The organism is Frigoribacterium sp. PvP121, assembly GCF_017833115.1.
In the GTDB taxonomy this organism is placed as follows: Bacteria; Actinomycetota; Actinomycetes; order Actinomycetales; family Microbacteriaceae; genus Frigoribacterium; species Frigoribacterium endophyticum.
The window spans coordinates 2,328,434-2,341,552 of record NZ_JAFIBR010000001.1; the positions used below are offsets into that span (position 1 = coordinate 2,328,434).

A 13,119-nucleotide genomic window follows, 5' to 3' on the forward strand; every position below is an offset into this window, starting at 1 on the left:
TCGTCGACCCGGTGCCTCAGCCGAGCACCGGGTCGACGAGGGCACACAGGAGCGCCTGTGCCCGGGCCCGGCCCACCGCCGAGGAGTGCCGGCGCGAGAGGGCGAGCACGGAGCGCGGCTCCACGCCGTGGTCTCCGAGCACCCGGAGCGCGAGCTCCTCGGCCTCTCCGTGAGGGTCACTGAGCCGCAGGAGGTCGAGCACCGTCCGCGCCGGCGACGTCACGAGCACGCCGCCCAGGCGCACGACCTCGTCGTCGTCGATCCGCACCTCCGAGACGCGGCTGCCCGACGGGGCACCGCGGCTCCGGGCGGACGACGACACGAGGCACTGGAGGTCCGGGGGAGGCGCGGCGCAGGCCCCCCAGATCCAGGCAGCGGTGCGGCGGGCCGCGATCGTCCTCGACGACGACTCCGACAGCACCGACCGGGCCCGCGCCTCCGCGTCGTCGGGGTCGGCCACGGACGACCACCGGTCACCGACGGCGTAGAGCTCGCCGTCGAGCACGGCAGCCCGCAGCTCCGCCTCGGGGAGGTCCCGAGGGCTGAGGAGGCGGGGGAGCGGTCGGCGCACGGGGCCAGCCTGGCGCACCGGGGCCGGGACGACGGACCGCCCGCGCTCTCCTGTGGAGAGGGCGGGCGGTCGTGGTCGTGCGGGGGCGACGAGTCGCGGGCCGGTCAGGAACCGAGTGCGTCCAGCCAGACGCGACGGGCGTCGAGGGCCTCGCGGGCCTCCTTCACCCGGCGGGCGTCACCCGAGGCCTCGGCCGCCGTCAGCTCGTCCTGGAGCTTCGTGATGGCGTCCTGCAGCTGGCTGGCGAGGCCCTCCGAGCGGGCCTTGCGCTCGGGGTTGTTCTTCTCCCAGAACTGCTCGTCGAGCTCGCGCACGTGCGACTCGACCTTGCGCAGGCGGTCCTCCACCGAGCGGAGCTGCTCGCGGGGCACGCGGCCGATCTCGTCCCAGCGCAGCTGGACGGAGGTGAGCTGCTCCCGGGCGGGAACCCGGTCGGTGACCGTGAGGATCTTCTCGGCCTCGTCGAGCAGGGCGAGCTTGGCCGCGAGGTTGCCCTCGTACTCGACGTCGTCCTGAGCGGCGATCTCGCTCTTCGCGGCGTAGAGGACGTCGCCGGCGCGCTTGAAGCGTGCCCAGAGCGCGTCGTCGTACTTCTTGCCGGCGCGGCCCGCGCGCTTCCAGTCGTCGAGCAGGTGGCGGTACTCGGGGATGCCGTCCGCCCCGCGGGGCGCCAGGGCGTCCGCCGCCTCGACGAGGGCCTGCTTGCGCTGGCGGGCCTCACGGTGGGTGGAGTCGAGGTCGGCGTAGAACGCCTTGCGGTGCTGGTCGATGGTCGACCGGGCCGCGCGGAAGCGCTTCCAGAGGTCGTTGCCCTCGCCCTTCGGGATGCGGGGGCCGTCCTGCTGGTGCTTCTGCCAGCGGGCGAAGATGTCGTCGACGGCCGCGGTGACCTGCTTCCACTGCACCCGCGCGGGGTCCTGCGCGGCGAGCGTCTCGGCCTCGACGACCAGCGACGTGCGGTAGGCGACGGCCTCGGTCAGCGCCTCCTGCGCCTCGGCGCTCTGCTTCTCGGTCATCTCGCCGACGGTCGAGTCGAGGGCCGCCACGCGCGTGCGCAGCGCCTCGATGTCGCCGACGGCGCTCGGCTCGGCGAGCTGCTGGTGCAGGGCCTTCACCGTCTTCGCCACGTCGGAGGCGGAGGCGCCGCGCTTGACCCGCTGCTCGAGCAGGGTGACCTGCCCGTTCAGCTCGGTGTACTTGCGCTCGTAGTAGGCGAGGGCCTCGGCGGGCGTCGCGTCGGGGTACTGCCCCACGGCGCGCTCGCCCTCGCCCTCGCGCACGTACACGGTGCCGTCGTCGTCGACTCGGCCCCAGGGTGCCCGATCGTCAGTAGCCACTGTCATCCCTTGCTGGAGGTGCTCGTCGCGGCGCTCAGGACGAGCCCCCGCGATGGGTGCCCAGCCTATTGCACGAGGAGGCGCGGAGGACTACTCCAGGGACGCGGACGTGATGGTGGTCGGCACGACCGGCGCACCGTCCGTCTCGCTGGTGCCCGGCGTCAGCCCGGCGTCGGTGATGTTCGCGGTCAGCTGGTCGAGACCGCTCGTCACCCGGCCCACGACCGTGTACCCGCCGGTCGAGGCGTCGAGGTAGGTGTCGCCGTAGGTGACGAAGAACTGGGTCGACTGCGAGTCCGGGCTCTCGCCCCTGGCCATCGCGATCGTGCCCGCCGGGTACAGGCCGTCGGACGGGACGTTCTCGAGCGGCCCGAAGGTGAAGCCCGCGTCGCCCGTGCCGTCGCCGTTCGCCGAGCCGCACTGGAGGAACTCGGCGGAGTCGGCGTCGCTCATGCGGTGGCAGCTCGTGCCCGTGTAGAAGCCCTTCCGCACGAGGTCGACGAGCACGGAGGTCGCCTGCGGCGCCGCCGCGCCGTCGAGCTCGACGCCCAGCTGCACGTCGTCGTTGAGGTCGAACTGCCCCGTCCAGGTGCGGCCCTCGGCGATGTCGGCGCTCGGGACGTCGCCGGTGCCGGTCGCCTCGGCCGTCGACGAGGCGCTCGGCGACGGGGTGGACGCCGCCGTGCCGGGGTCGTCCTGGCTCCAGACCACCTGCGTGAGAACGGCGAGGCCGACGACGACCACCACGCCCACGACGGCGAGGACGTCGTCGCGGCGGCGCCGGGCGACCTGGGCGGCGTGCACCTGCTGCCGGGCGGTGTACCGCCGCAGCCTGTCGCGGGACTCCCGGTCGTTCTTCGTCGCAGCCACGCGTGTCCTCCGTGCTCGGTCGTCGCTCGCCCCCGTACGGACGCGCTCGTGTGGTCGGGATCGACTGTATCGGGGCGGACGGCGACGACGGCGACGACGACGGCTCCCGTGTCGGGGGCCCGGTCTAGCATGGGTGCCCATGAGCCCGCTCCCGCAGAGCTCGACCCCACTCGCGGTCCGCATGCGCCCCACCAGCCTCGACGAGGTCGCCGGTCAGCGGCACCTGCTGCGGCCCGGATCGCCCCTCGTCACCCTCGCCTCCGACACCACGGGGGAGCAGGGCGCCGTCTCGGTCATCCTGTGGGGCCCGCCGGGGACGGGCAAGACCACGCTCGCACAGGCCATCGCGCACAGCTCCGGGCGCCAGTTCATCGAGCTGTCCGCCGTCACCGCGGGCGTCAAGGACGTCCGTCAGGTGATGGAGAAGGCCCTGACGAACCGGGACCTCTACGGCACGACGACCGTCCTCTTCCTCGACGAGATCCACCGCTTCACGAAGGCCCAACAAGACGCCCTGCTGCCCGGGGTCGAGAACGGCTGGGTCATCCTCATCGCCGCGACCACCGAGAACCCCTCGTTCTCGGTCATCACGCCCCTGCTGTCGCGGTCGCTCCTGCTCACCCTCGAGCAGCTGAGCGACGACGACCTCGGCGACCTCGTCCGACGCGCCGTGCACGACCCCCGGGGCCTCGACGACCGGGTCGTCCTCGACGACGAGGCGCTGTCGACGATCGTCCGGCTCGCGTCGGGCGACGCCCGGAGGGCGCTGACCGCGCTCGAGGCGTCCGCCCACGCCGCGACCGCGACGACGGCCGAGCTCACCGCCGCGGGCGCCGCGACCGAGGAGGTCGACGCCGACGCCGACTACGACCCCGACGCCGAGTACGGCGACGAGGGCACAGGAGACGACGGCCGACCGGTCATCACCGCCGAGACCGTCGCCCAGTCCGTCGACCGCGCCCTGCTCCGCTACGACCGCAACGGCGACGAGCACTACGACGTCATCAGCGCGTTCATCAAGTCCGTCCGCGGCTCGGACGTCGACGCCGCGCTCCACTACCTCGCCCGGATGATCGAGGCGGGGGAGGACCCTCGCTTCATCTGCCGTCGCATCATCGTCTCCGCCTCGGAGGACATCGGGATGGCCGACCCGAACGCGCTGACGGTGGCCGTCTCCGCGGCGACGGCCGTCCAGATGATCGGCATGCCGGAGGGGCGCATCCCGATGGCCGAGGCCGTCGTGTACCTCGCCACGGCGCCGAAGTCGAACCGCTCCTACAGCGCCCTGGACGCCGCCATCGCCGACGTTCGGGCAGGAGGCGCGGGGCCCGTCCCGAAGCACCTCCGCGACGCGCACTACCCCGGGGCCCGCCGCCTCGGGCACGGCAAGGGCTACAAGTACGCCCACGACTCCGAGTTCGGCGTGGTCGAGCAGCAGTACCTGCCCGACGAGATCGTCGACCGCACGTACTACGACCCCACCTCGAACGGCAACGAGCGCGACGTGGCCGCCCGGCTCGAGAAGCTGCGGCGCATCACCCGAGGCCGCTGACGCCCGACGGCGACTCGCCGCCCCGGTCCTGTCGCGCAGCCGCAGCCGCTCCTGTATGCTCGTGGGGTTGCCTAGAACTCGGGCGTCGATGCGCGGCTGCTGACGACGTCCCCGAGAGAGGTGCGACGACCTGTAGCCGGTCGCCACCGCGGCACTCACCCCTCTTGTTACGCCTGCCGGCGCTCGCGCGCTGGGCCGGCCCTCCATGATCCACGACAAGAACAGGACGACCGTGTCGACCAAGTCACGTACCCGCAGCAAGACCCGTCTCTCGCGTGCCCTCGGCATCGCGCTGACCCCCAAGGCCGCCCGCTACCTCGAGAAGCGTCCCTACGCTCCCGGCGAGCACGGCCGCACCAAGCGCAAGACCGACAGCGACTACGCCGTCCGTCTCCGCGAGAAGCAGCGCCTGCGTGCCCAGTACGGCATCCGCGAGGCCCAGCTCCGCATCGTCTTCAACGAGGCCCGCAAGGCCTCGGGCCTGACCGGTGAGAACCTGGTCGAGCTGCTCGAGACGCGTCTCGACGCCCTGGTCGTCCGTGCCGGCATCGCCCGCACCACCGCCCAGGCCCGTCAGATGATCGTGCACCGCCACATCCTCGTCGACGGCAAGCTCGTCGACCGCCCGTCCTTCCGTCTGAAGGAGGGCCAGATGATCCACGTCAAGCCCAAGAGCGAGAAGATGGAGATCTTCCAGGTCTCCGCCGCCGGCGGCCACGTCGACCTCCTCCCCAAGGTGCCCGCGTACCTCGAGGTCGAGATCGACAAGCTGCAGGCCCGCCTCGTGCGTCGCCCGAAGCGCGCCGAGGTCCCCGTGACCTGCGAGGTCCAGCTGGTCGTCGAGTACTACGCCGCCCGCTAGCACCTGCTCCACAGCGACTCCGGAGGGAGCGCGCCGCTCACGTGGCGCGCTCCCTTCGTCGTCCCCGGCGGCCGGGGGCGCCCGGCGGGGGCCCGCCCGCGGCGGACCCCGTGCCCGAGCGTCCGACCGTACGAAGTAAGCTGACGTGTCGACCCGCGCCGTCCCGGCGCAGACCCGTGAGGAGCACCCGTGAAGAGCCTGATCCTGCTGTCCGTCGGCGTCGCCCTCGGGCTCGGCATCGCTCACCTCGCCGTCCGCACGTCCGGGGGGCAGCGCCTCCTCGACGAGATCGACGGCAGCGTCACGTCGTTCCGCGCCGCGGTCGTCGACGGCTACAAGACCCGTGAGGCCGAGCTGCGCTCGGCGACGGACCCCACGACCGAGGGCTGACCCGGCCGGGGCCCCGCGCCTCCTCGTCCGCCCCCGCACATCACCGCAGCACCCCTGGGAGAACCATGCAGACCGCAGAGATCCGCCGCCGTTGGCTCGAGTACTTCGGTGAGCGAGGCCACACCGTGGTCCCGTCCGCCTCCCTGGTCAGCGACGACCCGTCGCTGCTGTTCACGGTCGCCGGCATGGTGCCGTTCATCCCCTACCTGACCGGCCTCGTGCCGACGCCGTGGCCCCGGGCCACCAGCGTCCAGAAGTGCATCCGCACCAACGACATCGAGGAGGTCGGCAAGACGCCGCGGCACGGCACCTTCTTCCAGATGAACGGCAACTTCTCGTTCGGCGACTACTTCAAGGACCGCGCGATCGAGTACGCGTGGGGGCTGCTCACCTCGAGCGAGGCCGACGGCGGGCTGGCCTTCTCGCCGGACGACCTGTGGGTGACCGTCTACGAGGAGGACGACGAGGCGATCGAGCTCTGGAAGCGCATCGCAGGGCTGCCCGACGAGCGGATCCAGCGCCTCGGGAAGGACACGAACTACTGGCACACCGGCCAGCCCGGCCCCGCCGGCCCGTGCTCCGAGATCTTCTTCGACCGGGGCCCCGCCTACGGCGTCGACGGCGGCCCGGCCACCGACGACGACCGCTACGTCGAGATCTGGAACCTCGTGTTCATGCAGTACCAGATCGAGAACGTGCGCTCCAAGGTCGACTTCGACATCGTGCGCGAGCTGCCGGCGAAGAACATCGACACCGGCATGGGCCTCGAGCGCGTCGCGTTCCTCAAGCAGGGCGTCGACAACATGTACGAGATCGACCAGGTCCGCCCCGTGCTCGACGCCGCCGCGGAGCTGTCCGGCCGCCGCTACGGCGCCGTGCACGACGACGACGTCCGCATGCGGGTCATCGCCGACCACGTGCGGAGCGCGCTCATGCTGCTCTCCGACGGCGTCCGTCCGTCGAACGAGGGTCGCGGCTACATCCTGCGTCGCCTGCTCCGCCGCGCCGTGCGGTCCATGCGCCTGCTGGGCGTGGAGGGGGCCACCTTCCCGGTGCTCTTCGCCGCCTCGCGGGACGCCATGAAGGCGGCCTACCCGGAGGTCGAGACCGACTACGACCGCATCTCGCAGCTCGCCGTCGGCGAGGAGGAGACCTTCCTCCGCACGCTCTCGGCCGGCACCGACATCCTCGACATCGCCGTGGCCGACACGAAGCGCCGCGATGAGGGCTCCGGCTCTCCGCGACTCGCGGGCGACACGGCCTTCCTCCTCCACGACACCTTCGGCTTCCCGATCGACCTGACGCTCGAGATCGCGGAGGAGAACGGCCTCACGGTCGACCGCGAGGCCTTCGACCGCCTCATGAGCGAGCAGCGGGCCCGCGCCAAGGCCGACGCCAAATCGCGGAAGACCGCCCTCGCCGACCTCAGCGTCTACAGCGCGTTCCGTGCCCACGGCGAGACCGTGTTCACGGGCTACGACGTGCTCGACACCGAGTCGACCGTCCTCGGCATCATCGTCGGCGGCGCGTCCGTCGACCGTGCCGTCGCGGGCGACATCGCCGAGGTGATCCTCGCGGAGACCTCGCTCTACGCGGAGTCCGGCGGGCAGGAGGCCGACGCCGGCAGCATCGTGGGCACGGGCTTCGACCTCGAGGTGCTCGACGTCCAGAAGCCGGTCAAGGGCCTCATCAGCCACCGCGTCCAGGTGCGCTCCGGCGAGGTCGGCGTCGGGGACGCCGCGACGAGCGTCGTCGACCCCGTGTGGCGCCGCGGCGCGACGCAGGCGCACTCCGCGACCCACCTCGTGCACGCGGCGCTCCGCGAGGTGCTCGGGCCGGAGGCGCACCAGGCCGGCTCGTACAACAAGGCCGGCTACCTCCGCCTCGACTTCAACTGGAACCAGGCCCTCAGCCCCGCCACGCGGTCCGAGATCGAGGAGATCGCGAACCGGGCCATCCGCGACGACCTCCAGGTCGTCACCCGCGAGATGCCCCTCGACGAGGCCCGGGCGATGGGCGCCATGGCCCTCTTCGGCGAGAAGTACGGCGAGACCGTGCGGATGGTCGACATCGGGGGCCCGTGGTCGCGGGAGCTCTGCGCCGGCACCCACGTGTCGACGAGCTCGCAGGTCGGGCTCGTCAACCTGGTGAGCGAGACCTCCGTGGGCTCGACCAACCGCCGGGTGGAGTCGCTGGTCGGCCTGGACGCGTTCCGCGAGTTCGCGTCGGAGCGCGCGATCGTGGCCCAGCTCACGTCGTCGCTCAAGGCGCCGCGCGAGCAGCTGCCCGAGCGCGTGGGCGACCTGGTGGCGAGCCTCAAGGCCGCCGAGAAGCGGATCGCGGAGTTCGAGTCCGCCCAGCTCGCGACCCGGGTGCCCTCGCTCGCGGCGACGGCCGCCGTCGTCGGCGAGCTCACGGTCGTGGCCGAGGACGTCGGCGCGCTGCGCACCACCGACGAGCTGCGCTCGCTCGTGACCTCCGTGCGTGAGCGTCTCGGCTCCTCGTCCTCGTCCGTCGTCGCCCTGGCGGCCGACGTGCAGGGCAAGCCGGCCGTCATCGTCGCCACGACCGACGGTGCTCGTCGGGCCGGTGTGAAGGCGGGTGCCCTCGCCCGCGCGGCCGCCGGCGTGCTCGGCGGCGGGGGAGGCGGCAAGGACGACCTCGCGCAGGGCGGCGGCTCCGACGTGGCCGCCGTGCCGGCGGCGCTGGCCGGCATCGTCGCGGCCCTCCGGGGCTGAGGGTGCGTCGCGGGGTGCGGCTCGGCGTCGACGTGGGCCGTGCCCGCATCGGCGTCGCCCGCACCGACCCGGACGGCATGATCGCGACCCCGGTCGAGACCGTGCCGAGAGCGGCCGACGGCACCTCCGACGTCGACGCCATCCTCGCCCACGCCGCGGAGGCGTCGGCCTTCGAGATCATCGTGGGCCTGCCGTTGTCGCTGTCGGGCGGTGACACTCCCTCGACCACCGACGCGCGCGACTTCGCCGCCGTCCTCGCCGACCGCAGCGACGTGCCGGTCCGGCTGGTCGACGAGCGGCTCTCGACCGTCAGTGCACAGGGAGCACTGCGGGCCTCCGGGCGCAAGGGCCGTCGACAACGATCCGTCATCGATCAGGTCGCCGCTGTTATCATCGTGCAGCACGCGCTCGACCTCGAGCGGTCGAGCGGTCGCCCGCCCGGTCACCTCGTGGGCGCACCCGGCCCCGACGACGGCGCCGGGGCCCTCCCCGTACCCGACGAAGGACGATGACCGTGGCCGACGATCCCCAGTGGGACGACCTCTTCGCGTCGCCTCCGCAGTCCGACCCGCCCCGCGGCGCCGACGGCAGCCGTGCCTCCGCCCGTGACCGCCGAGCCGGGGTCGCCACCGCCGAGCCGGTCGAGGAGGTGCCGGCCGCCTCACGTCGCGAGCAGCGCGACCGGGAGCGATCGCCCCGGGCCCGTGAGAAGCGCCCTCGCGGCAGCAAGAAGGGCGGCGTCGTGCTGCTCGTGGTCCTGCTGGTCGTCGTCGGCGGCGGCGCTGCGGGCGTCGCCGCGGCCTGGGGCGCCGTGTCGCCCCTGATCGAGAAGCTCCAGGGCGAGCCCGCTCCCGAGGACTTCTCCGGCTCCGGCAACGGCACGGAGGTGCAGTTCGCCGTGACCAGCGGCGAGAACGGCTCCGACATCGCGACGAACCTCAACGACGCCGGCGTCACGAAGAGCTACCAGGCCGCCTACTCGCTCATGCTCGCCGACCCCACCATCACGTTCCAGCCCGGCAGCTACACGCTGCAGCAGGAGATGAGCGCCGCCTCGGCCCTCGCCGCCCTCCAGGACTCCTCGAACCGGGTCACCGACCGTGTCGTCATCCCCGAGGGGACGGCCGCCGTCGACGTGTACACGTTGCTCGCCGACGCCACGGGCATCCCGCTCGACCAGGTCCAGGCCGCGGCCGCCGACCCCGCGTCGTTCGGCCTGCCCGCCGAGGCGACGAGCCTCGAGGGCTGGCTCTTCCCGGCGACCTACGAGCTCGACCCCGGCCTCGACGCGCGGGGCTACCTGCAGCAGATGGTCGACACGATGAAGGAGCGCCTCGCGGCCGCGGGCGTCCAGCCCGCCGACCAGCAGCGCATCGTCGTCTTCGCCTCGCTCATCCAGCGGGAGGCGGGCCTCGCGGCCGACTACCCCAAGGTGGCGCGGGTCTTCCAGAACCGCCTCGACCAGGGCATGCTGCTGCAGTCCGACGCGACCGTGGCCTACGGCACCGGCAACACGCACCGCGTGACGACGACGGACGCGGAGCGCGGCGACGCCGACAACCCCTACAACACGTACCAGCACGAGGGCCTCCCCGTCGGCCCCATCTCCAACCCCGGCGACCTCGCGATCGACGCGGCCGTCGCCCCGGCCGACGGCACCTGGCTCTACTTCGTCACGACGAACCTCGACACCGGCGAGACGGCGTTCTCGACGACGTTCGCCGAGCACGAGGAGGCCGTCGCCGTCTGGCAGGCGTGGATGCGCGAGCACCCCGAGTACCAGTAGGCCCGCCGCCGCCCGTGCCCGCCGCTGTCGTCCCCGACCGGGGCGGCGGCGGCCGACGGACGGCCGCGACTCCGGCCTGTGCGAGGATTGCCGCATGCTTCGTTGGTTGACCGCAGGGGAATCTCACGGCCCCGAGCTCATCGCCGTCCTCGAGGGGCTGCCCGCGGGCGTGCCCGTCTCGATGGACGCCGTCCGCACCGACCTCGCCCGGCGGAAGCTCGGCTACGGCCGTGGTTCACGGATGAAGTTCGAGCAGGACGAGCTGGCGATCTCCGGCGGCGTCCGCCACGGCCTCACCATGGGCAGCCCGGTCGCCCTCCGGATCGGCAACACGGAGTGGCCGAAGTGGGAAGAGGTCATGAGCCCGGAGCCCGTCGAGGTCAGCGACGCCTCCCGCGGGCGCAGCGCCCCCCTCACGCGCCCCCGCCCCGGCCACGCCGACCTCGTGGGCATGCAGAAGTACGGCTTCGACGAGGCCCGCCCCGTCCTGGAGCGTGCGAGCGCCCGTGAGACGGCCGCGCGCGTAGCCCTCGGCGCCGTGGCGCGCTCCTTCCTCGCCGAGCTCGGCGTCGAGCTCGTCAGCCACACGCTCTCCATCGGCCCCGTCCGTGTGCCCGAGGGCGCCGACCTGCCGCGCCCGGGCGACGTCGACCGGCTCGACGACGATCCCCTCCGCTGCTTCGACCCGGCCACCTCGGCCCTGATGGTCGAGGAGGTCGAGTCCGCGAAGAAGGACGGCGACACCCTCGGCGGCGTGGTCGAGGTGCTCGCCTACGGGGTGCCGCCCGGCCTCGGCTCGCACGTGCACTGGGACCGCCGGCTCGACTCCCGCCTCGCAGCCGCCCTCATGGGCATCCAGGCGATCAAGGGCGTCGAGGTCGGCGACGGCTTCGAGACGACTCGTCGTCGCGGCAGCGTGGCGCACGACGAGCTGCACCGCGAGGGCGGCGTCATCTCCCGCGACACCGACCGTGCCGGGGGCACCGAGGGCGGCATGAGCACCGGCACCGTCCTCCGCGTCCGCGCCGGCATGAAGCCGATCGCCACCGTCCCCCACGCCCTCGCGACGATCGACGTCGTGACGGGGGAGGAGAGCAAGGCCCACCACCAGCGCTCCGACGTCTGCGCCGTGCCCGCCGCCGGCGTCGTCGCGGAGTCGATGGTCGCGCTCGTCCTCGCCGACGCGGTGCTCGAGAAGTTCGGCGGCGACTCCCTGGCCGAGACGTCACGCAACGTGCGGGCCTACCTCGAGTCGATCCCCGAGACCCTCCGCACGCAGGCGGCGGCCTCCGGGTCGTGACCGACGCCCCGGAGGGCACGGCGTCGCGGACGGCCGTGGCCGACCCCCGGCCCGTCGTCCTCATCGGCCCGATGGGCGCCGGCAAGAGCAGCATCGGCAAGAAGCTGTCCCGTCGGCTCCGCCTGCCGTTCGTCGACACCGACCGCGTCGTCGTGAGGCGACACGGGCCCGTCGCGGAGATCTTCGCCGAGCACGGAGAGCCCCGGTTCCGCGAGCTCGAGCACGACGTGGTCGCCGAGGCGCTGACGGGTCCCGGCGTGGTCTCGCTCGGCGGGGGAGCGGTGCTCCACCCCGACACGCGCGAGCGGCTCGCCGCGGCGACCGTGGTGCTGCTGACCGTCACGCCCGAGGCGGTGGAGGCGCGGATCGCCGGGTCCGCCCGCCCGCTCCTGCAGACCGGCGGCATGGCCGCCTGGCGCGCGATCGCCGACGAGCGGGCACCCCTGTACCGATCCCTGGCCGACGTCGAGCTCGACACGTCCGACCGGCCCGTCTCGACCGTGGTCGACGACATCGTCGTCTTCCTGGCCGGGCACCCCGACCCCCTGACCGAGAGGCCCGCATGAGCGACACCCGCCCCCACGACGACGACCCGCAGGGCGACACCGCCCGCGACGACGACGGTTCGACGACCATCCGCGTCGGGGGCGACGCCCCCTACGACGTCGTGCTGGGCCGGGGCGTCGCCTCGCGCATCCCGGCGCTGCTCCCGAGCGGCACCGCCAAGGTGCTCATCGTCCACGCGCCCACGCTCGGCCGGAAGGCCGGCGAGCTGCGCGAGAGCCTCGTCGCCGCGGGCTACGAGGCCCTCATCGCCGAGGTCCCCGACGCGGAGGACGCCAAGCGCGTCGAGGTCGCGGCCTTCTGCTGGCAGGTGCTCGGCCAGGCGGACTTCACCCGGACGGACGCCGTCATCGGCCTCGGCGGCGGGGCCGTCACCGACCTCGCGGGCTTCGTGGCCGCGACCTGGCTCCGCGGCGTCGCACTCGTCCAGGTGCCCACGACCGTCCTCGGCATGGTCGACGCGAGCCTGGGAGGCAAGACCGGCATCAACACCGCGGAGGGCAAGAACCTCGTCGGCTCCTTCCACGCGCCGGTCGCGGTCGTGGCCGACCTCGACATGCTCGACACCCTCGGCCGCAACGAGATCCTCGCCGGGTTCGCCGAGGTCGTGAAGGCGGGCTTCATCGCCGAGCCCGAGATCCTCGACGTGATCGAGGCCGACGTCGACCGTGCGGTCGACCCGACGACCCCGGAGTTCCGGCGGGTGCTCGAGCTCGCCATCGGCGTCAAGGCGCGCGTGGTCGCGGCGGACTTCACCGAGCAGGGCCTCCGCGAGATCCTCAACTACGGGCACACCCTCGGCCACGCCGTCGAGCACGCCGAGCGCTACCAGTGGCGGCACGGCGCCGCCGTCTCGGTCGGCATGGTCTTCGCCGCCGAGCTGGCCCGCCTGAGCGGACGGCTCAGCGACGAGGTCGTCGACCGTCACCGCCGCATCCTCGAGTCCCTGACCCTGCCGACGAGCTACCCGCTCGGCCGCTGGAACACCCTGCTCGCGACGATGCAGCGCGACAAGAAGTCCCGGGCGGGCATGCTCCGCTTCATCGTCCTCGACGACGTCGCGAAGCCGACGGTGCTGACCGGCCCCGACGCGAGCCTGCTCTTCATGGCGTACCAGGAGATCGGTTCCTGACGGTCGCTCACGGGTCA

At 73.0% G+C, this 13,119-nt stretch carries 12 protein-coding genes; 9 read left to right on the forward strand and 3 right to left on the reverse strand.

Annotation, left to right across the window (positions count from 1 at the left end; genetic code table 11):
• Positions 1 to 16: 16 nt before the first annotated feature.
• The 3 genes from JOE43_RS10885 to JOE43_RS10895 form a co-directional block, all read right to left on the reverse strand.
• Positions 17 to 571 carry a type IV toxin-antitoxin system AbiEi family antitoxin gene (locus JOE43_RS10885; protein WP_209517702.1) on the reverse strand — a complete coding sequence of 185 codons (555 nt, stop codon included), beginning with the start codon at positions 569 to 571 and terminating at the stop codon, positions 17 to 19.
• Positions 572 to 675: 104 nt separating this feature from the next.
• Positions 676 to 1,914, reverse strand: coding sequence for a DUF349 domain-containing protein (locus tag JOE43_RS10890; RefSeq protein WP_209517704.1), 1,239 nt, complete (start codon positions 1,912 to 1,914; stop codon positions 676 to 678).
• An 84-nt stretch (positions 1,915 to 1,998) separates the two neighbouring features.
• Positions 1,999 to 2,778, reverse strand: a complete 780-nt coding sequence (locus tag JOE43_RS10895) for a peptidylprolyl isomerase (RefSeq protein ID WP_209517705.1) — start codon at positions 2,776 to 2,778, stop codon at positions 1,999 to 2,001.
• Positions 2,779 to 2,917: 139 nt separating this feature from the next.
• Here JOE43_RS10895 and JOE43_RS10900 point away from each other — a divergent pair, with 139 nt between their 5' ends.
• The 9 genes from JOE43_RS10900 (at position 2,918) to aroB (ending at position 13,102) form a co-directional block, all read left to right on the forward strand.
• The gene (locus JOE43_RS10900; protein ID WP_209517707.1) at positions 2,918 to 4,330 is read left to right on the forward strand and encodes a replication-associated recombination protein A; all 1,413 of its coding nucleotides are present in this window, start codon (positions 2,918 to 2,920) and stop codon (positions 4,328 to 4,330) included.
• A gap of 232 nt (positions 4,331 to 4,562) precedes the next feature.
• Positions 4,563 to 5,192, forward strand: coding sequence for a 30S ribosomal protein S4 (gene rpsD, locus JOE43_RS10905; RefSeq protein WP_082514352.1), 630 nt, complete (start codon positions 4,563 to 4,565; stop codon positions 5,190 to 5,192).
• 189 nt (positions 5,193 to 5,381) lie between these two features.
• Positions 5,382 to 5,582, forward strand: a complete 201-nt coding sequence (locus JOE43_RS10910) for a hypothetical protein (RefSeq protein WP_209517709.1) — start codon at positions 5,382 to 5,384, stop codon at positions 5,580 to 5,582.
• A 65-nt stretch (positions 5,583 to 5,647) separates the two neighbouring features.
• Positions 5,648 to 8,320 carry an alanine--tRNA ligase gene (alaS, locus tag JOE43_RS10915; RefSeq protein WP_209517711.1) on the forward strand — a complete coding sequence of 891 codons (2,673 nt, stop codon included), beginning with the start codon at positions 5,648 to 5,650 and terminating at the stop codon, positions 8,318 to 8,320.
• Between the two features lie 2 nt (positions 8,321 to 8,322).
• On the forward strand, positions 8,323 to 8,832 hold the full coding sequence (ruvX, locus tag JOE43_RS10920) for a Holliday junction resolvase RuvX (RefSeq protein WP_209517713.1): 510 nt from the start codon (positions 8,323 to 8,325) through the stop codon (positions 8,830 to 8,832).
• 2 nt (positions 8,833 to 8,834) lie between these two features.
• Complete coding sequence (mltG, locus tag JOE43_RS10925; RefSeq protein WP_167259157.1) at positions 8,835 to 10,106, forward strand: endolytic transglycosylase MltG; 1,272 nt, start codon at positions 8,835 to 8,837, stop codon at positions 10,104 to 10,106.
• A gap of 94 nt (positions 10,107 to 10,200) precedes the next feature.
• Positions 10,201 to 11,406 carry a chorismate synthase gene (gene aroC / locus JOE43_RS10930; RefSeq protein WP_209517715.1) on the forward strand — a complete coding sequence of 402 codons (1,206 nt, stop codon included), beginning with the start codon at positions 10,201 to 10,203 and terminating at the stop codon, positions 11,404 to 11,406.
• Between the two features lie 71 nt (positions 11,407 to 11,477).
• Positions 11,478 to 11,972, forward strand: coding sequence for a shikimate kinase (locus JOE43_RS10935; protein ID WP_209519187.1), 495 nt, complete (start codon positions 11,478 to 11,480; stop codon positions 11,970 to 11,972).
• On the forward strand, positions 11,969 to 13,102 hold the full coding sequence (aroB, locus tag JOE43_RS10940; protein ID WP_209517716.1) for a 3-dehydroquinate synthase: 1,134 nt from the start codon (positions 11,969 to 11,971) through the stop codon (positions 13,100 to 13,102). The genes JOE43_RS10935 and aroB overlap by 4 nt, the downstream gene beginning before the upstream one ends.
• Positions 13,103 to 13,119: the final 17 nt, after the last annotated feature.